The organism is Shewanella waksmanii (assembly GCF_043643685.1).
Taxonomy (GTDB): Bacteria; Pseudomonadota; Gammaproteobacteria; order Enterobacterales; family Shewanellaceae; genus Shewanella; species Shewanella waksmanii_A.
In genome coordinates, this window is the sequence record NZ_JBHZSN010000005.1 from 367,932 (window position 1) to 389,598 (window position 21,667).

General features: G+C 47.4%; 25 protein-coding genes. 15 read left to right on the forward strand and 10 right to left on the reverse strand.

The window, feature by feature from the left end; genetic code table 11:
• The first annotated feature begins 84 nt into the window (after nt 1-84).
• Complete coding sequence (locus ACHUFW_RS10395; protein ID WP_394202813.1) at nt 85-1,020, forward strand: alpha/beta fold hydrolase; 936 nt, start codon at nt 85-87, stop codon at nt 1,018-1,020.
• Nucleotides 1,021-1,056: 36 nt separating this feature from the next.
• On the opposite strand, the gene flhA is transcribed toward ACHUFW_RS10395, so the two are convergent.
• The 7 genes from flhA to ACHUFW_RS10430 are packed head-to-tail and all read right to left on the reverse strand — an operon-like array spanning nt 1,057 to nt 7,239.
• Nucleotides 1,057-3,138, reverse strand: coding sequence for a flagellar biosynthesis protein FlhA (flhA, locus tag ACHUFW_RS10400; RefSeq protein WP_394202815.1), 2,082 nt, complete (start codon nt 3,136-3,138; stop codon nt 1,057-1,059).
• 15 nt (nt 3,139-3,153) lie between these two features.
• Nucleotides 3,154-4,287 carry a flagellar biosynthesis protein FlhB gene (gene flhB, locus ACHUFW_RS10405; protein WP_394202817.1) on the reverse strand — a complete coding sequence of 378 codons (1,134 nt, stop codon included), beginning with the start codon at nt 4,285-4,287 and terminating at the stop codon, nt 3,154-3,156.
• Nucleotides 4,284-5,063 (reverse strand): flagellar biosynthetic protein FliR, encoded by a 780-nt coding sequence (fliR, locus tag ACHUFW_RS10410; RefSeq protein WP_394202819.1) that lies wholly within the window; start codon nt 5,061-5,063, stop codon nt 4,284-4,286. The genes flhB and fliR overlap by 4 nt, the downstream gene beginning before the upstream one ends.
• A 2-nt stretch (nt 5,064-5,065) precedes the next feature.
• Entirely contained in the window at nt 5,066-5,335 is a 270-nt protein-coding gene (gene fliQ, locus ACHUFW_RS10415) for a flagellar biosynthesis protein FliQ (protein ID WP_394202821.1), read from the reverse strand.
• A gap of 38 nt (nt 5,336-5,373) precedes the next feature.
• On the reverse strand, nt 5,374-6,102 hold the full coding sequence (fliP, locus tag ACHUFW_RS10420) for a flagellar type III secretion system pore protein FliP (protein WP_394202822.1): 729 nt from the start codon (nt 6,100-6,102) through the stop codon (nt 5,374-5,376).
• Nucleotides 6,103-6,104: 2 nt separating this feature from the next.
• Complete coding sequence (fliN, locus tag ACHUFW_RS10425) at nt 6,105-6,461, reverse strand: flagellar motor switch protein FliN (protein WP_394202824.1); 357 nt, start codon at nt 6,459-6,461, stop codon at nt 6,105-6,107.
• A complete protein-coding gene (locus ACHUFW_RS10430; RefSeq protein ID WP_394202826.1) occupies nt 6,454-7,239 on the reverse strand; it encodes a FliM/FliN family flagellar motor switch protein in 786 nt (261 codons plus the stop codon). Before ACHUFW_RS10430 ends, fliN begins: the two co-directional genes overlap by 8 nt.
• A 663-nt stretch (nt 7,240-7,902) precedes the next feature.
• Between ACHUFW_RS10430 and ACHUFW_RS10435 the strand changes: the two genes are divergently transcribed.
• The 8 genes from ACHUFW_RS10435 (at nt 7,903) to ACHUFW_RS10470 (ending at nt 15,755) form a co-directional block, all read left to right on the forward strand.
• Nucleotides 7,903-8,781 (forward strand): MotY family protein, encoded by an 879-nt coding sequence (locus ACHUFW_RS10435; protein ID WP_394202828.1) that lies wholly within the window; start codon nt 7,903-7,905, stop codon nt 8,779-8,781.
• The gene (locus ACHUFW_RS10440; RefSeq protein ID WP_394202829.1) at nt 8,781-10,088 is read left to right on the forward strand and encodes a sigma-54 interaction domain-containing protein; all 1,308 of its coding nucleotides are present in this window, start codon (nt 8,781-8,783) and stop codon (nt 10,086-10,088) included. The genes ACHUFW_RS10435 and ACHUFW_RS10440 overlap by 1 nt, the downstream gene beginning before the upstream one ends.
• 29 nt (nt 10,089-10,117) lie before the next feature.
• A complete protein-coding gene (gene fliE, locus ACHUFW_RS10445) occupies nt 10,118-10,456 on the forward strand; it encodes a flagellar hook-basal body complex protein FliE (protein ID WP_394202831.1) in 339 nt (112 codons plus the stop codon).
• A 65-nt stretch (nt 10,457-10,521) separates the two neighbouring features.
• Nucleotides 10,522-12,219: a flagellar basal-body MS-ring/collar protein FliF gene (gene fliF, locus ACHUFW_RS10450; RefSeq protein WP_394202832.1), complete on the forward strand. Its 1,698-nt coding sequence runs from the start codon at nt 10,522-10,524 to the stop codon at nt 12,217-12,219.
• A gap of 80 nt (nt 12,220-12,299) precedes the next feature.
• Entirely contained in the window at nt 12,300-13,286 is a 987-nt protein-coding gene (locus ACHUFW_RS10455; protein ID WP_394202897.1) for a flagellar motor switch protein FliG, read from the forward strand.
• A 2-nt stretch (nt 13,287-13,288) separates the two neighbouring features.
• Nucleotides 13,289-13,993, forward strand: a complete 705-nt coding sequence (gene fliH, locus ACHUFW_RS10460) for a flagellar assembly protein FliH (protein WP_394202834.1) — start codon at nt 13,289-13,291, stop codon at nt 13,991-13,993.
• On the forward strand, nt 13,986-15,329 hold the full coding sequence (locus ACHUFW_RS10465) for a FliI/YscN family ATPase (protein ID WP_394202836.1): 1,344 nt from the start codon (nt 13,986-13,988) through the stop codon (nt 15,327-15,329). Before fliH ends, ACHUFW_RS10465 begins: the two co-directional genes overlap by 8 nt.
• A 9-nt stretch (nt 15,330-15,338) precedes the next feature.
• Nucleotides 15,339-15,755 (forward strand): hypothetical protein, encoded by a 417-nt coding sequence (locus ACHUFW_RS10470; protein ID WP_394202837.1) that lies wholly within the window; start codon nt 15,339-15,341, stop codon nt 15,753-15,755.
• Here ACHUFW_RS10470 and ACHUFW_RS10475 read toward each other — a convergent pair.
• The 3 genes from ACHUFW_RS10475 to flgA all read right to left on the reverse strand — a co-directional run bounded on the left by ACHUFW_RS10475 (nt 15,752) and on the right by flgA (nt 17,310).
• Nucleotides 15,752-16,204: a flagellar protein FlgN gene (locus ACHUFW_RS10475; RefSeq protein WP_394202838.1), complete on the reverse strand. Its 453-nt coding sequence runs from the start codon at nt 16,202-16,204 to the stop codon at nt 15,752-15,754. The two genes, ACHUFW_RS10470 and ACHUFW_RS10475, sit on opposite strands and share 4 nt — an antisense overlap.
• 7 nt (nt 16,205-16,211) lie before the next feature.
• Nucleotides 16,212-16,499: a flagellar biosynthesis anti-sigma factor FlgM gene (gene flgM, locus ACHUFW_RS10480; protein ID WP_394202840.1), complete on the reverse strand. Its 288-nt coding sequence runs from the start codon at nt 16,497-16,499 to the stop codon at nt 16,212-16,214.
• 85 nt (nt 16,500-16,584) lie between these two features.
• The gene (gene flgA / locus ACHUFW_RS10485; RefSeq protein WP_394202842.1) at nt 16,585-17,310 is read right to left on the reverse strand and encodes a flagellar basal body P-ring formation chaperone FlgA; all 726 of its coding nucleotides are present in this window, start codon (nt 17,308-17,310) and stop codon (nt 16,585-16,587) included.
• A gap of 107 nt (nt 17,311-17,417) precedes the next feature.
• Between flgA and flgB the strand changes: the two genes are divergently transcribed.
• From flgB to flgG, 6 genes are read left to right on the forward strand one after another with little or no spacing between them, the layout of a single operon-like run.
• Nucleotides 17,418-17,768 carry a flagellar basal body rod protein FlgB gene (gene flgB, locus ACHUFW_RS10490; RefSeq protein WP_394202844.1) on the forward strand — a complete coding sequence of 117 codons (351 nt, stop codon included), beginning with the start codon at nt 17,418-17,420 and terminating at the stop codon, nt 17,766-17,768.
• A gap of 11 nt (nt 17,769-17,779) precedes the next feature.
• On the forward strand, nt 17,780-18,199 hold the full coding sequence (flgC, locus tag ACHUFW_RS10495; RefSeq protein ID WP_394202845.1) for a flagellar basal body rod protein FlgC: 420 nt from the start codon (nt 17,780-17,782) through the stop codon (nt 18,197-18,199).
• A 1-nt stretch (nt 18,200) separates the two neighbouring features.
• Nucleotides 18,201-18,869 (forward strand): flagellar hook capping FlgD N-terminal domain-containing protein, encoded by a 669-nt coding sequence (locus ACHUFW_RS10500; RefSeq protein WP_394202846.1) that lies wholly within the window; start codon nt 18,201-18,203, stop codon nt 18,867-18,869.
• Between the two features lie 25 nt (nt 18,870-18,894).
• Entirely contained in the window at nt 18,895-20,103 is a 1,209-nt protein-coding gene (gene flgE / locus ACHUFW_RS10505; RefSeq protein WP_394202848.1) for a flagellar hook protein FlgE, read from the forward strand.
• Between the two features lie 8 nt (nt 20,104-20,111).
• A complete protein-coding gene (locus tag ACHUFW_RS10510) occupies nt 20,112-20,846 on the forward strand; it encodes a flagellar basal body rod protein FlgF (protein WP_394202849.1) in 735 nt (244 codons plus the stop codon).
• 12 nt (nt 20,847-20,858) lie between these two features.
• A complete protein-coding gene (flgG, locus tag ACHUFW_RS10515; RefSeq protein ID WP_394202851.1) occupies nt 20,859-21,644 on the forward strand; it encodes a flagellar basal-body rod protein FlgG in 786 nt (261 codons plus the stop codon).
• The last annotated feature ends 23 nt before the right edge of the window (nt 21,645-21,667 follow it).

Here is a 21,667-nt window from a genome sequence, read left to right on the forward strand (position 1 = left end):
ATGTCACCCGTCGCAGCAGCTAAACTGGTTGCTGCGACGGCAAACTCGTATTTATCCTGTCTATCAACCTAACTGACCAACATCATGATCGATACATTTAGCCAAGAATCTCAACTCAACACCGCCCCTCAACGCGCTTTTTGGCAGCAGGTCAAACACCAAAGTATCACCACCAAAGATGGCATCACATTGGCCTATGGTCAGATAGACCACCCTAGCCCTAAAGGCACTATCGTCATCAGTAATGGCCGAGTTGAGTCATACATCAAATACCATGAATTAATGTTTGATCTTTACCAAGCAGGCTATCAGATATTTGCTTTAGACCATCGTGGCCAAGGCTTGTCTACACGCATTACACCAAATCCACATCAAGGCCATATTGAGCAATTTTCGCACTATATCGAAGACTTTAGCCAGTTTATCGACGAAGTTGTATTAGCTAATGCTCAAGCTAAATTGTATTTGGTGGGTCACTCTATGGGTGGGTGTATCGGTAGCTTATATCTGCAACATAAACCCAATGTGTTTCATGCTGCGGTATTTTCAGCGCCGATGTTTGGTATTCGCCTGCCGATTAATCGCCAGTTTATTCGTTGGTTGGCACGTTTACTCACTAACCGTAAACATCCCAATTATGTACTTGGTGGCAAAGATTATGCTCCCAGTCCATTTAAAGGCAACGACTTAACCCATAGCCAAGCCCGTTATGAGGACTATTTACGCATTTATGCAGATGATCCACGTCTGCAATTAGGTTCGCCAACCAATCATTGGCTCGTTGAGGCCATAGATGCCAGCGAGCGCGCGGTATTAGCCGCAAAAGAAACACCTGTACCTAAGTTAATCCTACAAGCAGCAGAAGATACCATTGTCGATAATCAGGCACAGAATCGCTGCCAAAGCCAACACTGCCAAATCGTGACTATCGAAAATGCTCGCCATGAAGTGTTTATGGAACAAGATAAACCGAGAAACATCGCGCTAAGCCAATTACTGCAGTTCCTAGAGCAACACTAGCAGTGTCGCCAACAAAGGTTGGCGACTCATGCTGTGTTAGCCCAACTGCCCTGCCACCATTAATTCTCGACTCTCCGGTACCTCGTTGTAGGACAACACATGCAGGCCACGGGCAAATGCCAACGCATAACGCGCCAACAACGGCCGCAACTGTGGCGATACTAACAGTAGCGGGCTATGCCCCTGCGCTTTAGCATCAGCGAGTAGCTGCGGCATTTTTTGCTGTAACTGTGCCAATAACTGCGGCTCGACTGGGAAGCTATCCATAGCGACTTTGCCCTGCTGCTGTGCTTGTGTCAGTGCATTCGTTAAGGTTTGTTCTAACTCCGGCGCCAAGGTCATAACATTGAGAGTGGCTTCACTACCCGCAATAGAGTGCAAAATGGACTGTTTGAGCGCACAGCGAACATCTGCAGCCAACAAAATCGGATCTTTACTGTTTTCACTACACTCAAGCAATGTGGTACCAATGGTGCGAATATCTTTAAGTGACACTTGCTCTTTAAGCAGTAAGCGAAACACCTTTAGCAATTGAATTGGCGTCAACGCGGTACTCAAGGCTTCCGCAAGCTTTGGTGACTGTTTGGCTAAGCGGTCAGTTAACGCAATCACATCATCATGCTGCAACATTTCAGCCAGAGATTCGCGCACCAGCTTGCTAACATGGGTCGCAATGACAGTCGCATTATCCACTACTGAATAACCTAAATTGAGCGCTTTTGCCTTAGCATCATTATCAATCCAAACCGCGTCCATTTGATAAGCAGGCTCTTGGGTTAATATCCCGTCTATCTCACCGTATACAGGGCCGCTTTTAATCGCCATTAGCTTATCTGGCTCTAATTCCGCTGTCACAATAGGGTTGCCCATCAAGTTAATTTGATACGCGTTCGGCGCCAGCGCAAGATTGTCTCTCACCCGCACTTCGGCCAATAAAAAGCCTGCTTGTTCAGATAAAGTTCTACGAATACCGGTGAGACGCTTTTGTAGCTCAGCCCCTTTGCTGCGCTCCACCAAGTGCACCAAGCGGTAGCCTAAACGCACCTCAATTAAATCCGTGTACGGTAAGGCATCCCAGCTCGGTAACGAAGGTTCCGCCAAGCTCTTTTCTACCTGTTGCTCCACATTTTGGGCGACAGGATGGCCTTGGCGTTGACTTTGCTTCCATGCCGCAAAACCTAATAGTGCAGCAAAAGACAAAAATACCGCGGCGGGCATGCCAGGTACTACACCCAGAATTAACATCACTGCTGCCGCTGTCGCCAATGTTTTGGGGTTGGCTAATAACTGCTGACTCAGCTGAGTAGGCATCTCTTCAGCATCAGAGACTCGGGTGACAATAATCGCTGCCGCAGTGGCCAATAATAGCGATGGAATTTGGGCTACTAGGCCATCACCAATCGTCAGTAACGCATAGGTTTTAAACGCATCTGACGCCGACAAGTCATGCATAAATACGCCAATAGCAATACCACCTAAGATGTTAATCGCCAGAATCAAGATCCCGGCTATCGCATCACCACGAACAAACTTTGAGGCACCATCCATTGAGCCGTAAAAATCTGCCTCTCTAGCAACCTCTTTGCGTCGCTCTCTAGCCTGCTCTTGGCTTAATACCCCAGCATTAAGATCGGCATCAATGGCCATTTGTTTGCCCGGAAGCGCATCTAAGGTAAAACGAGCTGACACTTCGGATATCCGCTCCCCACCTTTAGTGATCACCACAAAGTTAATGATCATCAAAATTAAGAAAATCACTCCACCGACGACGTAGTTGCCATCGATCACCACTTCACCAAATGCTTGGATCACCCGCCCCGCGGCATCACCGCCTTGGTGTCCCTCAATCAGTACCACCCGGGTTGACGCCACATTCAAGGTTAAACGCATTAATGTGGCCAATAACAGGACCGTCGGAAATACCGAGAACTCTAAGGGGCGCCGAATAGACACGCCCACCAGTAACACCATCACCGCCAATACAATGTTAAAAGTAAACAAAATATCCAGCAGCCAAGGTGGTAAAGGCAGAATCACCATCGCCAATATCGCAAGCAACATAATGGGAATACCGATATAGGCTTTATTGCCTTTAAACGCGTTTGACAACCAGTTCATCGAGACTTATTTCCTTTAATCATGGCGTAAGTGGGGAGGTATGAAAAAGTGCGGCAAGGGTTCAGGTTTAGGCTGTTTACCTTCTCTTGCGGCTTTTATTTGTAATACGTAATTAAGCACATGGGCAATGGCGATAAATAGCGCTGCGGGGATCTGCTGCTCAATTTGGGTGGAGTAATAAATAGCTCGTGTCAGTGGCGCGGCCTCAATCACCTCAACATCATGACGCTTAGCAACTTGTCGCATATAGAGCGCCAGTTCATCGGTACCTTTAGTGACAACAAAAGGCGCTTCTGCCCGTGACAAATCGTACTTTAAAGCCACCGCATAGTGGCTTGGGTTGACCAAAAGAACATCGGCTTGTGGAATCGCCACATCAGCCCGAGAACGACCGATACGCTGCTGCAACTGCCTAATTTTAGCCTTAACTTCCGGCTTTCCATCTTGCTGTTTTTGTTCATCTTTAACATCTTGGCGAGACATGCGCAGCTCTTTATGATGATGCCAATACTGGTAAGGCACATCGATAAACGTAATCACCAATAATCCCAAGCCCAAATAGAACATACCTAATGACAGCATGTTGATGCCATGACGCACCGCTTCATCAACGGGTAGCTGATTGTAAGTCAGCAAGGTTTGCAGGTTGGTTTCCAAAAAATAAACCATAATGCTCAACAGCAAGGTCACTTTCAGTATCGATTTCACCAACTCAACTAGGGATTTAACAGAGAATATGCGCCCCACCCCAGAAATGGGATCGATACGACTGTATTTGAATGCGGCATTTTTAAAGCTAAATACCGGGCCACCGGGCATAGCACCGGCGACCATGGCAATAATTGCTACCATGATAAACAGCGGCCCCAGTAAACTCAGCATTGCCACTAAAGAACCGCCAATATGCTGCTGTAACACATCCTCCATCAGCAACTCTTCACGGGTCACCAACATATTAAACTGCGTCAGCTCGGCCATTTTGGCAGCGAACCAATCCGCACTTAGAGTCAGCATCAGTGCACAACCAATGATCAGTGCCGTTGATGCTAAATCTTTTGAGCGGGGGACCTGGCCTTTCTCGCGTGCTTTTTTTAATTTCTGCGGGGTGGCCTTTTCGGTTTTACTCTGACCAGAGTTCTTGTCACTCATGCAGCACCGCCAATAAACTGATACATCGCCGCTAAGGCATCGAGACACAAATCACTATATCGACTGGGTAGACCGCTAAAGGAGAACATGACACATATTAAGCCCATCAGCATCGACATCGGGAAACCTAACGCAAAAACGTTCAATGACGGCGCCGCTCGGCTCAGAACACCAAAGGTCATATTAACCATCAACATCGCCAATATCACCGGGATCGCCAGCATAAATGCCGATGCAAATAACCAAGCAAACCGACTCACTAATCCCATCAGTGGTAAATCAAAAATACCGCTGCCAACCGGCCACAATAGAAAGCTATCAACCAAAATACCAATGGCGACAAGGTGGCCATCTAAGGCCAAAAATAGCAAGGTGCCGTACAGCAAAAACCACTGGCTAAGAATTGGGTTAGAGGTGCCATTGGCGGGATCATTCATCACTGCCATCGCCAAGCCCATTTGCATCGACATCATCGCCCCCAAAAGGGTCATAACATGGATCAGTAACGACAAAAACAGTGCCAACATAAACCCTAACAGCAACTGTTCAATGGCAATGAAAACCGCAGCAATCGATAGGGCATCAACTTGCGGTACGCTGGGCAACATCGGCGCTAACAGAGCAGCAATACTCACCGCAAGTAAAATTCTCACCCGTGCCGGTACATAACTACTGCTGAAAAAAGGCAGCACCAAAAAGGCCCCCATAATGCGACAAAACGGCCACCAGAAAGTACCGATAAAAGCACTGATTTGTACTGCAGTTAGCGACAGCATAATCAACCGATAATATGGGGAATTGTGAGAAACAACTCGCCAAAGAAGTCACTGATTTTTTGCAGTAACCAGGAGCCAGCAAATAGCACCATCAATAACGTCAGCACCAAACGCGGCAAAAAACTTAACGTTTGTTCGTTAACTTGAGTGGCCGCCTGAAACACGGCAATCATCAGACCCACAACCAGTCCCGGAACCACTAGCACTGCCACCATTGCCACGACGAGAAAAATCGCCTCCGAGAACATGACAGTAAGATCATTCACATCCATTACTTGGCCCTACCTGCTTGTTGCTGCATGAATCTCTACTAGCCAAAACTGCCCACCAAAGTGCTGACCGTCATTGACCAACCATCGACAAGCACAAACACCATTAACTTAAATGGCAAAGAAATGATCAGCGGCGACAACATCATCATCCCCATTGACATGAGTACGCTAGCAACAACTAAGTCTATGATTAAAAATGGTAAAAATAGAAGAAAGCCTATCTGAAATGCGGTTTTCAACTCACTTAACACAAAGGCTGGCATTAGCACGAAAAACGGCACTTCATCCGCCGTTAAAGTGGTAGGCTCATTGGCAATTTTTAGCATCTGCTCAAGATCGGTTTCCCGCGTCTGTGCCAGCATAAATTGCCGCAATGGCCCCTCGCCTATCTTGACCGCTTCGGTGAGTTCAATATCGCCATTGTCGTAGGGTAAAAATGCCTGTTGATAAATTTCACTCCCCGTGGGTCGCATCACGAAAATGGTGATCACCAGTGCAATCCCAAGTAGCACTTTGTTTGGCGGGCTTTGTTGCAAACCAATGGCTTGACGCAAAATAGCCAGCACAACAATGATGCGAGTAAAGCTGGTCAACATCATCAATAGTGCTGGTAAAAAGCTCAGCACTGTCATTAGCGCCAAGATTTCTAGTTTAATATTAACAGCTTGTGCTTGTTCTCCCTGACCATAGGTAAACAGGGTTAGGCCATCATTGGCGGCCGCCATTGGCACAAAAAACATCAAACCAAACAGCAACAAAAAGCGCATAGTTAGTCATTAGCTCCTGTTAGACTAATAGACTCAACTTCAAGCAGACGCACACCGTACCGGCCATTGACCTCAACTACTTCACCGCGGCCAAGTAAGGCGCCATTAACTCGAATATCCAGCGGTTCACCAACCATACGGTCTAAACCAATCACGTCGCCTTCACCCATTTTTGTCAGTTCACCCAATGCGATTTCAGCACTGGCTAGCTCTAACGTCACTTGAACGGGTAACTGCTGGAAAAAGGACATATCTTTTACTGGCTTGCTTTTCACTGGTGCAGCTAAGGCTTCGTCAGCACCAAACAACCCGTCATCATCAAGTAAAAAATCGTCGTCAATCAAGCTTTGATCAGTCATTAAGAATGTCCTCTTGTGGAAATGCATCTTGAGTCAGTTTCGCCACCATTTGGCCTTCATGGGCGTGTACAGTGGCATAGAATAAGGGGCGCTTTCCGACCGTAACCGGACAGCGAGAGTGCAAGCTCATGGGTAAGATATCGCCGACGTTTAACCCCTTTAATGAAGTCACAGGGGTGACTTGCCGGCCAAGCTCTAACAAAATTTTGGTAGGGATTTGGCTAAGCCTTTTAGCTAACTGCTCTGATAATCCTTCCGCAGGATGATATTGACTGGGCTGCTCAGCCATCAATCCAAGCAACTTTTCAGTCATTAAAAACTGCATATCTGCACCGCATTGCTCTTTAGGAAATGCCAGCTGCCAACTAAATGGGGCATCAAGTGGGGTCTGGTTATTCACTAAACTCAGTTGCAATAACTGATCATCTAAGACCGTCACAGGTAATGCCGACAACGCGGCGACAATGAGTTTACGTGTTAGACGAAATTCTGACTGACTTGGCTGTCGTAAAGGTGAACATAACGGGCTAGCAATGCTGCCGTAATAGCCACTGGCTAGCTGGTCTAGAGTGCACCGGTCAATACGCCACCATGCTAATGGTGAGCCGTCGTAGCTCAGCAAGAACCAAGCGCCATCTATATCTGGCACGGTACCTTCAGATGGCGTCGACAATCTAGCGGTAAATACGCCGTGGTGACCTTGGCGGATGATGGGATTAAGCACGCCATTAACGTTCTCGATCAGCTGTTTTTGACAGCTTTCAATTTGAACAATCAACCTACTTCTCGCCAGTTTTTCCTTGATTAGAACAACTGGTCTTATATTTTCTGCTAGTGGTTTTTTTATTAACCTGGCCTTAGACGTTATTTTCAAAATCAACCTCAATATATAAGAGCGTCAAAAGAACAACACCCGAACTAAAAACAACAATAAAATGACGAACGCCATAAATATGACACAACCAAAAACTAAAGATTTTAATTAATAAAAACCACCAACATCAAAGAATAAAATAAACCATATAGCGACAGTTTTTATAAAAACTTAAATTATTTTTTTAAAAAAATGACAGTTAAAACAAAAAACACACAAAAACAAACAGTTAAAACTGTAATTTTTTGTTTCACAACGGTCTAAAATTGAACAATGCGTTTATATTAGATATTTAATGGAGCATTCAAACATATTAAACAGGCCAATTGAAATGAATTTTATATATTTTAAGTCCGACATTTACAACCAGGTCAAAAAACACAATAATTCACAAAAAAACCATTTACTTATAATCTAAATAGTGTTTTATTAGCGGCTCATATCTTTTTATAAAGAAAAAACATAATTTATAGACAGTCATAAAGTCGAAAAAGAATCTATCATTTAGAATAATAAAAAAAGGAAAGCGTTGGTTTGGTATCATTTAACAGTATTTTGTGCTGCATCATGTTAGTGACAATCTCTTTAGCCAGCACGACACACGCCGCTCCCATTGCCTATCAAACCCCGATGGAAAAATCGCAATGGCAATTTCATGGCAGCCCACATGGATGCGAAATTCGTCATCATGTTGATGGCTTTGGTGATTATGTACTAAGCGCAAAACCAGGAGAAAATACTGCAATCAGTCTAGAAGCTGAATGGCTTTCTTTGGATAAACAAACCAGCGATATCAATATCATCAATACCAGTTGGCAAACAGGTCAACAGCCACGCTCTCGCGGCAATACAATGCTTTACTGGCACGGACAACAAGCAACAAGCCAAACAGATGCAGCCCAGTTCGTTGAAGCGTTAGAGCAAAGCAAAACATGGAGCACCAGGGTGAATCTGAATGGTGATATTGGCTATATCATTAACAGCGCCCCCGTCAATACACGCTCTACCGCATTGGCATTTCGTCAATGTCGACAAAAACTACTACCCAAACCTTACGGATATGTCCGCCATGTGACGTTTAACTTTGCCAGCGGCGAGAGCTTGCTTTCAACGCAACAAATTGACGATATTCAAGCTATCGCGGCTTACATCAAAGTCGATCCGAGTATCAAGCAAGTGCTTGTAGACGGACACACTGACGGTGTTGGTGATCGCTTGGCCAATCTCGTCTTAAGCAAGCAACGAGCAGACGAAGTCAGCGCCCGTTTAATTGATGTAGGCATCAATACCGCGATGATTCAGGTTCGCCATCACGGTACCCGTTCACCGCTGGTGAGCAACCACAGCCCTGAAGGCCAAGCCAAGAATCGTCGAGTCTCTGTCAGGCTAATCAAAGATGTATCCACCACTAAGCTCGCGCAAGAACAAGCTGGAGTGCCACAATAATGCAAACCTACGACTACCGACTATCGAACATAGCACTGTCAACGCACATCCAAAATGAACTTGCTTTACAGGGTTTTATGCCAAAACAGGCTGTCACAACAACACCTTGGCTAGCCTTGATTGACCTTAGCCACACAGCCACAGAAGACGTTGCAACGGTGCTAAAGAATAACCCTGCAAATAACCAAATTGCCGTGTTAAAGCCGGAACAAACCGATATTGCCACCACGGCGATGCAACAAGGGGTGCAAGACTACCTACTGCACCCGATTGACGAGGCACAACTGCAATCACTATTTCGCCGACTACGTAGATTAGAGCAGCCTGATAGTGAACTCGTGGTCGCCAGTGCTACCAGTCGACAACTACTGATGCTTGCACACCGCGCCGCATCCACCGAAGCAAGCGTGTTACTCACCGGGGAAAGCGGCACAGGTAAAGAACCAGTCGCACGTTATATTCATCGTCACTCCAGCAGAGCCAATCAACCTTTTATCGCCGTCAATTGCGCAGCTATCCCTGAAAGCATTTTGGAGTCGATTCTGTTCGGTCATGTTAAAGGGGCATTTACCGGTGCCAGCAGTGATCAGGCTGGCAAGTTTGAACAAGCTAACGGTGGCACCATCTTACTGGATGAAATTGGTGAGATGCCGACTCTCTTACAAGCCAAGCTATTGCGTGTGCTGCAAGAAAGAGAAGTTGAACGCGTTGGCGGCCATCAATCTATCGCTCTCGATATCCGGGTTATTGCAGCAACCAACCGTGATCTGCGCGAAGCCGTTAAGCAAGGTGAGTTCCGCGAAGATCTGTTTTACCGCCTCGATGTGTTGCCACTAAAAATCGCACCACTACGAGATAGACGTGAAGATATCTTGCCGTTGGCGGAACATTTCCTAACCCGTTACCAGCCAATTCAGGCCGATAACTGCTATTTAAGCGAGCCAGCCAAGCAGCTATTAATGACCCATGATTGGCCAGGCAATGTTCGCGAATTGGAAAACACCATACAACGGGCATTAATCATGCGCCGAGGATTAGCATTGCAAGCTGCGGAGCTGGGTATTGCCTCTGAATCACACCACTGCATGGTGGCTGGAAACAACAGTGAATCAGGTCTGAAAGCATCAAAAAAACAAGCCGAATTCCAATACATTATCGATACGCTCAAGCGCTTTAGTGGACACCGTAGTCAAAGTGCCGCTTCACTTGGCATGACCACCAGAGCACTACGTTACAAGCTAGCGCAAATGCGTGAACAAGGCATTGATATCGATAAAGTGCTAGCAGAAAAAGGCCAAGCGGCTTAATCCACTCACGCTGATCTAGGGAACTTACCATGTCCAACGCGACACTTATCAACCCACAATCGATGATGGATACCATGAGTATCCATACCGAAATGGCCAAGGGGGCGATCAAAGTTGCCAGCAACCCGAGAGACTTTGGTGTCGCCAGTCCCAGTTTTTCAGAACTGATGCAGCAAAAAGTCACCGCGGTCAATGCTGACCAGAACCATTCATCGGCATTAATGCGGGCTGTAGACAGTGGGCAGAGCGATGACTTAGTCGGAGCAATGGTCGCCTCACAAAAAGCCAGTCTGTCATTTTCAACCATGATGCAGATCCGTAACCGCCTCGTACAAGCATTTGATGAAGTCATGAAAATGCCTTTGTAAATCAATGTACATAGTCCAATAAACAACTGCCAAAAGTCGAACTGTATTGCAAGGATTACTCGAACATGTCTACCACTCTTGCCCAAAGCGCTGACGCCATCACAGACGTCAATGAAAACCAAGATCTGCTGTCGAGCGCCAAATCGAAATGGCAGCAATTTAATCGTGGAGACCGTCAGGTTTTAGTGCTTGCTGTACTAGCCTGCGTCGTCGCTTGCGTCATCGTATTATTGCTATGGACCGCCTCACAAGGTTACCGGCCGTTATATGGGCACCAAGATAAAGTCGACACCTCACAAGTCATTGAAGTACTGGAAGCGGAAGGGATCAATTATCAGATTGAAACCAACAGCGGGCTGATCTTGGTTCAAGAAGATAAACTCGGCAAAGCACGTATGTTATTGGCAGCAAAAGGTGTCAAAGCGCAAATGCCAAGTGGTATGGAATCACTAGATAACTCGGGGATCGGTACCAGTCAATTTATCGAACAAGCCAAATACCGTCACAGTTTAGAAGGCGAGCTATCACGCACCATTATGGCGTTAAAAGCAGTAAGAACTGCGCGTGTCCATTTAGCTATACCTAAACGCACCCTGTTTATTCGCGCCCAACCTGAACTGCCATCAGCTTCAGTCATGTTAGACCTTTATGCCGGTGCTAAAGTCCAGCCTAACCAAATCGAAGCCATTGCCAATTTAGTCTCTGGCAGTGTGACAGGTATGACCCCTGAGCGAGTGCAAATCGTCGATCAAGAGGGTAATCACCTCAGTGCTGGGGTCGCCATGAATCAAGACATCACCCAAGCAAGAGACCGCCAACTAAAATACACCCAAGAACTAGAACAAAGCTTGATAAATCGCGCTTCGAGCATGTTGGCACCGGTTCTTGGGCAAGAGAATTTTCAAGTGCAGATCGCAGCACAAGTGAATTTCAACCAAGTTGAAGAGACCCGCGAAGCCATCGATCCGGAAACCGTACTACGTCAAGAAAACTCAAGCAGTGCCGAGACCAATAGCGAGATGGCTTTAGGCATCCCCGGCGCACTTGCTAACCAACCTCCTGGCGCTGACGCCGAGAACAATAACAATACCAATCGCAACCTCAACCAACAGCAAAGCCGTCAGTTTGAAGTTGGTCGCTCGGTAAGGCACACCCGTTTCCAACAGATGCAACTGGAAAACTTGTCGGTATCAGTGCTGCTGAACAATCAAGCGGCGGCAGAAGGCGGCTGGAGTGAGGCGCAACTTTCCCAACTCGGCACCATGGTACAAGATGCCATTGGCTTTAATGCTGCCCGCGGTGATCAATTTAGTATTAACAGCTTCGATTTCGCACCAGTACAAATTGCGCAGTTTGAGCCCATGCCTTGGTGGCAAACCGAGGGTTATCAAGCTTATCTGCGCTACCTGATTGGCGGGATACTCGGGTTAGGGCTGATATTCTTCGTACTACGCCCGCTTGTCAGTCATTTAACTCGTACTGTTGAACACCATAGCGAAGCCGATACCGCAGCCGAACCTATTGCGGCAATTGAAGAGCCACAACCTGCGCTTGCAGCCAGTGATGATCCGCAAGCACTTGCCGATCAGCTAATGGGCATGAATACCGGCACTGAAAGTGCTTGGATGGCAAATCAAGGTTTACCTGAACCTAGCTCACCATTAACTGTGAAGATGGAACACTTAAGTCTACTTGCGAACCAAGAGCCGGCCAGGGTTGCCGAAGTGATATCCCATTGGATCAGTGACAAAGAAAACCCTTAACCCTATGGCATGTGCGGTGTCGATGTTGGCACAAGTTAATCATAAAAAGTGAAATAAGAATGAGTGAAGCGAATATCAAAATGGACAACTTGGATCAAGCCGCCATGTTGCTATTAAGCATGGGGGAAAAGGGTGCTGCTCAAGTGATGGCACACCTTGATCGCAACGATGTTCAACACCTAAGTCATAAGATGGCCCGCCTATCGAGCATTACCCAACAAGAAGCAGAAGCGGTTCTGGGGCGCTTTTTCATGCGCTATCAGCAGCAGTCTGGTATCGCCAGAGCATCGCGAAGTTATCTGCAAAAAACCTTAGATCTCGCCTTGGGAGACCGGGTTGCCAAAAGTTTAATCGACAGTATTTATGGTGATGAGATAAAAACCTTGGTCAAACGTCTCGAGTGGGTTGAGCCACAGTTACTCGCCAGAGAGATCACCCACGAGCACAGTCAATTACAAGCGGTCTTACTGGGACTGCTACCAGCAGAAAGTGCCGCGCAGGTATTACAAAGCTTACCGGCCTCAGGCCAAGATGAGCTCCTAGTTCGCATCGCGCAATTAGGGGAACTTGACCGAGATGTTGTCGATGAATTACGCCAATTGGTAGAGCGCTGCATGTTAATCGCCATGGAGAAAAGTCATACCCAAGTGGCAGGTATTCGTCAGGTAGCCGATATTCTCAACCGATTTGAAGGCGATCGTGAACAACTTATGGAAATGATCCGCCTGCATGATAAAGGGCTGGCCAGCGACGTTGCCGATAATATGTTTGACTTCATCATATTGGGTCGCCAAAAACCTGAAACCTTACAGGAGATCATGGCCCAAGTACCGCCAGAGGTCTTAGCGATTGCGCTTAAAGGCATCGACGGCGAACTCAAAACCATTTTGCTCGATGCGCTGCCAAAACGCATGTCTTCTGCTATTGAAACCCAAGTTGATGCCATCGGTGCGGTGCCAGTTAGCCAAGCCATTGCTGCTAGACGTGAAATCATGGAGATCGCCAAGCAATTGATGGATGAAGGTGAAATCGAACTGCAGTTATTTGAAGAGCAAGTGGTGGAATAATCATGACCCGCAACCCCAATAACAAATGGCGTTTGAACTCTCAGTTGGCACGTCGACATCGTTTTGCGCCACTGCACACCTCAGACACCAATGAAGCACAAGAAGCAAGTTGGGATGACTACCAGCAAGCGTATGATAAAGGCTATGAAGAAGGGTTAAATAACGGCCACCGAGAAGGATTCGCCAGCGGTAAAGAAGATGGCCTTCAAGCAGGTCATGCCGCCGGTTTTAATCAAGGCCGCGCCGAGGGTGAACAAAGCGGTAGAACTAACATAGATCAGCAGCTCAATGAACTCATTACCCCATTAAGCGCGCTAAAAGACCTACTTGAAGAAGGTTACAGTCAACAAATTAATGAGCAGCAATCACTGATCCTTGATTTAGTGCGACGGGTTTCGCAACAGGTGATTCGTTGTGAGCTGACTCTACAGCCACAACAAATCCTCACCTTAATCGAAGAAACACTCGCTGCCCTACCCGACAACCAAGGCCAAGTGGCTATCCATCTAGAACCCACTGCGGTCAAACAATTAACCAACTTGGCTGCTGACAAAGTCGCTGACTGGCATTTGGTTGCTGATAACGATATATCCGCTGGCGGCTGCCGCATCGTAACCGAGCACACCGATGCCGATGCTTCAGTTGAAACGCGGTTAAATGCGTGCATGGACCAAGTTCAGGCCAAACTTGCACAAGCCAATGAATAAACCCTTACAGCTGGATAATATTCTCAATTGGCCAACCATACCGGTTGCGCAGATATATGGCAGATTGACCCGAGTGAAAGGGCTAATTCTCGAAGCAGTAGGCTGTGAACTCGGTATGGGAGACCGCTGCTTAATTGAGTGTCGCGACGGTCGCCATATTGAGGCTGAAGTGGTTGGATTTCACAAAGAGACGCTGTGTTTAATGCCGATCGAACACACCTCTGGGCTCATGCCTGGATCACGCGTTTTGCCCTATCACCAAGATCAGCAACTCACGATAGACAGTCGCTTATTAGGACGGGTGCTCGATGGTCGCGGTCAACCACTCGATACCGGCCCCATGCCATCATTTTGTCGAGATAACCTACCCCATAAAACGGTCACAAACCCGCTACTACGTCAGCCGATTCGTGATGCGCTCGATGTCGGTATCCGTGCCATTAATGCGCTATTTCCTGTGGGACAAGGGCAACGACTAGGCTTATTTGCCGGCTCAGGGGTGGGGAAAAGTGTGTTACTTGGCATGATGACCCGTTTCACTCAGGCTGATATTGTCATTGTTGGTTTAATTGGCGAACGTGGCCGAGAGGTCAGTGAATTTATTGAATCGTCATTGGGACCTGAAGGTATGGCTCGCGCGATTGTCATTGCCGCACCTGCCGATACCCCCCCACTGATGCGCCTTAGAGCAATGCGCTTGTGTCATCAGTTAGCTTGCGGATTTAGAGACCAAGGCAAACGCGTCTTGTTGCTGGTCGACTCACTCACTCGCTACGCTCAGGCACAGCGAGAAATCGCTTTAAGCTTAGGGGAGCCACCCGCCACCAAAGGCTATCCCCCTTCAGCCTTTGCTCAGCTGCCCAGCTTAGTCGAAATGGCTGGTAATGGTCAGCACCCTCAAGGCACTTTAACCGCGTTTTACACCGTACTGACTGAAGGCGATGATCAACAAGACCCTATCGCCGATGCCGCCAGAGCCATTTTAGATGGCCACATTGTATTAAGTCGCAAGCTGGCTGAGCGCGGCCATTTTCCCGCTATTGATGTTGCCGCTTCCATCAGTCGCTTAACGGCTCAACTTAGCGATAAGCCGCAAATGCAAGCGATTCAGCGCCTACGGCACCTTCATAGCCGCTACCAAGAGGTCAGCGAGTTGTTGCCGCTTGGAGGCTACCAACCCGGCCAAGATGCGGATATGGATCTTGCCGTTAAGCACTACCCCCAACTCGTCCAGTTTCTCACTCAAGCGATGGATGAGCGTGCAGACAAGCAAGCCAGTGTACAAGATTTACTGACATTGATAACGCCATTGCAGATGCAAACAGAGCCAGTTTAACGAGGTCATATGCGACAGTTAATCAAGTTAAAGCAGCAGGAAGAAAAAAAGCTAACTCAACTTGGACAGCAACGCCATGAAGCTGCAAATAGAGTGGCACAAAATAAACAACAGAGCGCGCTATTGCGTGACATGTTGTGCCAGTATCAACAATCCGCAAACAGTCAGCTCCACCCGTTACTATTGCAAAATAATACCCAACTGCAGCAAAGCCTGCGGCCTATGGTACAACAGGTCAGTAAAAAACAATGGTTGTTGGAACAAGAACAGCAACGAATTGATGATTTGTGGCGTCAACAGCTGCAACGCCAACAGCGCTTACAATGGCTGCATCAACAACGCTTACAACAACAGCGCCAGATGCTAAACAATCTTGAGCAGCAGCAACTTGATGACCTTGCTCAGCGCGTTAAACCCGCCGACTAACGCAAGCCCTGACCCAAGCTCTGGCCATAGTCATTCACACTTGCATCTTCTTGGCGCAAAATACTGGCAATGACAGCTTGCTGGGTCACCAATAACTTACCATTGGCGTCATTCATCGCTTGGCTTTCTTTTACTGTCGATAAGAGATTTTGCCACCATAAACTCAACTGCTCTTGGTGTTGAGCCGGTAGCTTATCAATCAATAACGCCATCCCCTCAGCGTCACCGGAAAAACCCAGTTGATTAAGGTACTGACATCGCGATTTTGCTCTGTGCATCAGCTCTTCACACAAGGCGGTTTGATGTTCATTGTGATGAGACAGCCCTTGATTATCGCGTCTTTGCATCAACTCTCGTTGACGCTTCAACAGACTCTTTAACTGCTTGTACCCTTCGATATCTTGACGAATTCCACGCACTAGTGACTGCAACACTTCTCGCTTGCTCATGGTTAACTTATCCATGTTGACGCAACATTGCCGAGGCTATTTCATCAAGATCAATGCGAAAACTACCGTCAGTGAGAGCCTGACGCAGTGCGGCGACCTTATCACTGTCTACATCGGCTATCTCAGCCAACTGCGGCTTAGCCTCGACAAGTAATTGCCAATCTTCACTGGTACTTTGTGCAGCACCGGCATTAGATTTAGCAGGCTGCTCATTCGTGGGGACAGGCTGTTGGGCGCGTTTGTTGACGCCAACTTCAGCACTTAACGGACTATTTACTTTGGTGATTTCCATCATGGTTACTCGGGTGATATTGCAGTCACTATACTAAAGCGACAACCCCGTGCTAAAACTGAAGCACCAAGCGAAAAATCATCACTCCCTAGAAGATCGTCGCCACCCGCCCTTTAGCGACTGGGTAAGCAATAATCACTTTGCCTGAACTTAAGTTTTTAACCCGAATCCCCTGACCTTCGCCACCAGACTCCAGCGCTTCACCAGGCATATTGGCATAAAAGCCATTGCTGCGCGCTTCTATAATCACCTTGTCGCCTAAATTAACCCACATTGGTGCAGTTAACTGATTAACTTGAATCACCCGATGACGACGGATCTGACGCTTAACCTGGCGGCCGAGTAACTCTGAGACTTGACCAATGATTTGACGATCATTGCCTGACAGCACCTGTGATTGAAACACAATATCTTGCTGGCCAATAATCTCGCCACGTTTCAATGCCCGCGCGGCCACAGGTAGCTTAGCGGTCACCGTCACTTTAGCGCGAATAAATAAACTCCAGCCCTCCTCAATACATTGTGCGCGGCGCTGCAAGTTGCCAAAAGGCATGCCACTGCTGGATTCAATCGTGATCTCAGTTGGACAAGGCGTCAAAGAGCGCGCACCAGTGGGCACCCGAGGTTGAATTTGTTTGCTAACAATTTCTATGCCGGTGAGCTGCTGCCATTGGGTAAGTTCAGCCTCAATTTGTTGGCTAAATTGTTGGGTTAACTGATCAACAACCGATGAAGATTGCGCCAGCCCCGGTAGCGGAAGTAATAGGGAAGCAAGCCAAACCAAGTAGGAAACACTTATTCCGATTTTCACCATAAACCTCAAGTAAACCATTGATAAATAATAATTATATTTATTGGCATGTAAATTGATTGCCTAGGTGCTGCAATTGAGAAATCGACCATACATTACTAGGAGTTTTCATGGCTATCAAGCTCGATGCCGCACTGGGCATACACCCACACACTCTCGATTTTCGAGTCGAACGCAGCAAAATGCTTGCGGGTAATCTCGCTAATGCTGAAACCCCAGGTTATAAGGCCAGAGATTTAGACTTCAAAACAGTAATGACTCAAATCAATGCCGGTATGACACCCGATCGAAACTATGAAGCGGCCTATCGAGTGCCATACCAATCATCCAGTGACAATAACACGGTCGAATTGGGCAAAGAGCAAGCCCGCTACTCTCAAAATGCTATGGACTATCAAACAAGTTTGACCTTTCTCAACATGAAAATCGCTGGCTTAAAGTCGGCCATTGAAGGCAAGTAGGAGAATCAGCTGTGTCTTTTTCTGAAATATATGATATCGCCGGCGCTGGCATGCACGCTCAAACTGTGCGGCTCAATACGGTAGCCAGTAATCTCGCCAATGCTGGCGCTGCCGCAGAAACCCCTGACCAAGCATTCAGAGCGCTAAAGCCAGTTTTTTCAACCATCTATAACCAAACACAGCAAGGTCAACTGAGTGGCGCACAAGTACAAATCGCCGGCATTGTCGAAACCGATGCCCCGCTTGATATGCGTTATGAGCCCAACCACCCATTTGCCGATGAGCAAGGTTATGTGGCCTATTCCAACGTCAATACCGTAGACGAAATGGCGGATATGATGGCCGCTAGCCGCGCCTTTGAAACCAATGTCGAAGTGATGAACCGTGCTCGCTCAATGCAGCAAGGTTTATTGCAATTAGGAGCAAAGTAACATGAGTGTACAAGCCCTAAGTAATACCCAAGATAGCAACCCACAAAATAGTGACATCATGAATTCAGCAGGCAGCAATGCCGGTACAATTAAAAATGACTTCATGACATTAATGTTGGCTTCAATTCAAAACCAAGATCCCACCAGCCCTATAGACAGCAACGAGTTTGTCACTCAAATGGCGCAAATTTCTCAAGTAGAAAGTCTTGAACATATGCGAGCCAATCAGGCCATGAGTATGATCATGATGGAGAATCTTGGCATTGTGCAGTCGGCGCAATTAATCGGCAAAAGCGCCATGGTTCCGGCCAGCGAGTTCACCCTAGGTGAAGAGACGATTGAAGGTAAAGTCTATTTAGAGTCTGCCGCTCAAGAATTAGAAATCGAAATTAAAGATGATAATGGCGAAGTTGTTGACACCATAGTACTCGGTCCTCAAGAAAGTGGTGACATCGCCTTTAGCATCAACCCCGAAGAACTAGGTTTACCCGCAGGTGACTACGAGATCAGTGCCAAAGTGACCTCAGGTGAAGAAACCACCACCGCCGACACGTTTATCAAAGCCCCCATCGAAAAAGTCCATTTTGTCAGCGCCTCAGGCGTGATGATGGCCGAACTTGGTAACGGCTTAGGCACCATCTCTGTACTTGAAATCTCAGAAGTATCATAACTATTAAGGTAAAGGAATCAGTAGCATGTCATTCAATATTGCCCTTAGTGGCCTACAAGCAACCACCCAAGACCTCAATACCATTAGTAACAATATTGCTAACGCATCCACGGTGGGTTTCCGTGGCGGTCGCAGCGAATTTGCCGCGATTTACAATGGTGGCCAAGCTGGCGGTGTCAACGTCATGTCCACCAGCCAAAACTTCTCCATGGGCGGCGGATTAACCTATACCGGACGCGAACTGGATATGGGAATTCAAGGCGAAGGATTTTTTATGCTATCCACTACCGATGGTGGCACCTTGTACTCTCGAGCTGGCATGTTTAATCAAGATGCAAATGGCTTTGTTGTTGACCCAATGGGCAATCGCCTGCAAGGCTACACTGTGGGCCCAGGTGGACAACTACAAACTGGTAATGTCAACGATCTGAAAATTCAGTCTTCGTCATTACCGGCTAAAGCCACCACCGACATCGACCAGATCTCTAACCTAGATGCCAGAGTCGAAGTCATCGACCCTGCGACGACACCATTTGATCCAGATGATGCTTCAACTTACCACTCATCAACCACTGTAACTGCTTACGACTCACTAGGTAAAGAACACGCATTGACTCAGTACTATGTCAAAACCGCGGACAACACTTGGGAAGTGCATTACCGCATGGATGGTGAAGATGTTACTCCGGCAGGTGGGCACAGCTTAAGTTTCGACTCAGATGGTAACTTAATTGCCGGAGATTCTGTCACCTTAGATATTAATGACCCTAACATTGTTGGTGGTGCATCTGATATGAATCTGACCCTAAGCTATGCTAACAGCACCCAATATGCCGCTGACTACAATAACTCCAGCCTAACTCAAAATGGCTACACCTCTGGTGAGCTAAACGGTATTCGTCTGGATAACGATGGCATGCTTTACGGCGTTTACACCAATGGCCAAGAACAAGTTCAAGGTCAAGTCGTCCTTGCCGCCTTTAATAATCCTAATGGTCTAACCCCAGTTAGCAACAATGCCTGGACCGCGAATCCATCAACAGGGCAAGCGATTGTCGGCACCCCAAGCACAGGCACCTTTGGCAGTATGGCGGGCGGTTATCTTGAGGGTTCAAACGTTGATACCACTGCTGAAATGGTGGGATTGATGAATGCCCAACGAAACTACCAATCTAATGCCAAAGTGCTGCAAGCCAACACCAGCATGCAACAATCTTTGCTTAACGCGATTTAGGTTCTCAAATGGATAAGATGATCTATACCGCCGCTAGCGGCGCAAATCGGATTATGGAAGCGCAAGCTATTCGAGCCCATAACCTCGCCAATGCAGACACCCATGGGTTTAAAGCCGATCTTGAGCGGGTTCAAGCTCAGGTTGTGCCCAGCATCGGTAACGGTCTTACCACGCGAGTGCTCGCCCAAACCCAAAGCAACAGCTTTGACCGTCAAAGCGGCGAGCTTAACCCCACCGGTCGCACCTTAGATTTAGCGATACGAGATCAAGGCTTATTCAGCGTTCAGACCCCAAATGGTGAAGGCTATACCCGTTCAGGTGCCATAGTGCCCGACGCTGCGGGCCAACTAACCATTGATGGTCGGGCTGTTGTGGGAATTGATGGCCCTATCGTATTGCCAGAATATCGCGAGCTATTTATTGGTGATGATGGCCGCATCAGCATATTGGCCGCTGCGGGTGAAGTGATTGAAGAGGTTGGCCAATTAAAACTGGTCAACCCAGATCTACAAACAATAGAGAAAGGCACTGATGGCCTGCTATATGCGCGGGACGGCCAAGTGTTAGCCGCCAATGATCAAGTCAGAGTCAGCAGTGGTTATCTAGAAGCGAGTAATGTGCAAGCGGTTAGCGAAATGATCGCATCAATGGATTTGAGCCGCCAATTTGAAGTGCAGGTCAAGCTCATGAAAAGCGCAGAAAAACTAGCAGAAGCAGGCAACCGACTGCTTAAGAACGCATAAAGGAGTATTCAGGTGCAATCAGCATTATGGGTAAGTAAAACCGGGCTAAGTGCCCAAGACGTCAAGATGACAACCATCGCTAACAACTTAGCCAACGTCAATACCACAGGCTTTAAGCGTGACCGTGTTGCCTTCAACGACCTATTTTATCAAACACAGCGCCAACCTGGTGGCCAAGTCGACGAGCTTAATGAGCTACCATCAGGACTACAACTCGGTGCCGGAACTCGGGTTGCAGGCACGCAAAAAGTGTTTACTACAGGTGACCTACTGACGACCAATCAACAGTTGGATTTAGCCATTGAAGGGCAAGGTTTCTTTCAAATTGAAGAACCTAATGGTGAGTTAGCTTACACCCGAGATGGCCAGTTCTTTCGTAATAACGATGGTTTAATGGTGACCTCTCAAGGCCTACCTCTGGTCCCAAATATCGAAATTCCTGAAGATGCTCTCACCATCACTATCGCTACAGATGGCGTTGTATCGGCACAAATAGCCGGTGAAGCAGAAGCACAGGAATTGGGGCAGATAACCTTAGTTAACTTCACTAATCCCGCAGGACTAGAAGCACGCGGTGACAACCTGTACCGCGAAACTGGTGCATCGGGCGCTGCGCAAGAAGGGATTGCCGGTGATCAAGCCATTGGTCAATTGCGCCAAGGGGCATTAGAGGGAGCGAACGTCAACGTTGTTGAAGAGATGGTTGAAATGATCTCAACCCAACGGGCTTATGAAATGAATGCCAAAGTCGTGTCGGCATCAGACGATATGTTGAAATTCCTCAACCAAGCCGTCTAGTTACTCATCGCGTTTAAGGAGTC

Bases quoted from the DNA above. Each gene is read 5' to 3' on its own strand.
- ACHUFW_RS10395 (WP_394202813.1), top strand. From the start codon at position 85: ATGATCGATACATTTAGCCAAGAATCTCAACTCAACACCGCCCCTCAA.
- flhA (WP_394202815.1), bottom strand. From the start codon at position 3,138: ATGAACTGGTTGTCAAACGCGTTTAAAGGCAATAAAGCCTATATCGGT.
- flhB (WP_394202817.1), bottom strand. From the start codon at position 4,287: ATGAGTGACAAGAACTCTGGTCAGAGTAAAACCGAAAAGGCCACCCCG.
- fliR (WP_394202819.1), bottom strand. From the start codon at position 5,063: ATGCTGTCGCTAACTGCAGTACAAATCAGTGCTTTTATCGGTACTTTC.
- fliQ (WP_394202821.1), bottom strand. From the start codon at position 5,335: ATGGATGTGAATGATCTTACTGTCATGTTCTCGGAGGCGATTTTTCTC.
- fliP (WP_394202822.1), bottom strand. From the start codon at position 6,102: ATGCGCTTTTTGTTGCTGTTTGGTTTGATGTTTTTTGTGCCAATGGCG.
- fliN (WP_394202824.1), bottom strand. From the start codon at position 6,461: ATGACTGATCAAAGCTTGATTGACGACGATTTTTTACTTGATGATGAC.
- ACHUFW_RS10435 (WP_394202828.1), top strand. From the start codon at position 7,903: ATGTTAGTGACAATCTCTTTAGCCAGCACGACACACGCCGCTCCCATT.
- ACHUFW_RS10440 (WP_394202829.1), top strand. From the start codon at position 8,781: ATGCAAACCTACGACTACCGACTATCGAACATAGCACTGTCAACGCAC.
- fliE (WP_394202831.1), top strand. From the start codon at position 10,118: ATGTCCAACGCGACACTTATCAACCCACAATCGATGATGGATACCATG.
- fliF (WP_394202832.1), top strand. From the start codon at position 10,522: ATGTCTACCACTCTTGCCCAAAGCGCTGACGCCATCACAGACGTCAAT.
- ACHUFW_RS10455 (WP_394202897.1), top strand. From the start codon at position 12,300: ATGGACAACTTGGATCAAGCCGCCATGTTGCTATTAAGCATGGGGGAA.
- fliH (WP_394202834.1), top strand. From the start codon at position 13,289: ATGACCCGCAACCCCAATAACAAATGGCGTTTGAACTCTCAGTTGGCA.
- ACHUFW_RS10465 (WP_394202836.1), top strand. From the start codon at position 13,986: ATGAATAAACCCTTACAGCTGGATAATATTCTCAATTGGCCAACCATA.
- ACHUFW_RS10470 (WP_394202837.1), top strand. From the start codon at position 15,339: ATGCGACAGTTAATCAAGTTAAAGCAGCAGGAAGAAAAAAAGCTAACT.
- ACHUFW_RS10475 (WP_394202838.1), bottom strand. From the start codon at position 16,204: ATGAGCAAGCGAGAAGTGTTGCAGTCACTAGTGCGTGGAATTCGTCAA.
- flgM (WP_394202840.1), bottom strand. From the start codon at position 16,499: ATGATGGAAATCACCAAAGTAAATAGTCCGTTAAGTGCTGAAGTTGGC.
- flgA (WP_394202842.1), bottom strand. From the start codon at position 17,310: ATGGTGAAAATCGGAATAAGTGTTTCCTACTTGGTTTGGCTTGCTTCC.
- flgB (WP_394202844.1), top strand. From the start codon at position 17,418: ATGGCTATCAAGCTCGATGCCGCACTGGGCATACACCCACACACTCTC.
- ACHUFW_RS10500 (WP_394202846.1), top strand. From the start codon at position 18,201: ATGAGTGTACAAGCCCTAAGTAATACCCAAGATAGCAACCCACAAAAT.
- flgE (WP_394202848.1), top strand. From the start codon at position 18,895: ATGTCATTCAATATTGCCCTTAGTGGCCTACAAGCAACCACCCAAGAC.
- ACHUFW_RS10510 (WP_394202849.1), top strand. From the start codon at position 20,112: ATGGATAAGATGATCTATACCGCCGCTAGCGGCGCAAATCGGATTATG.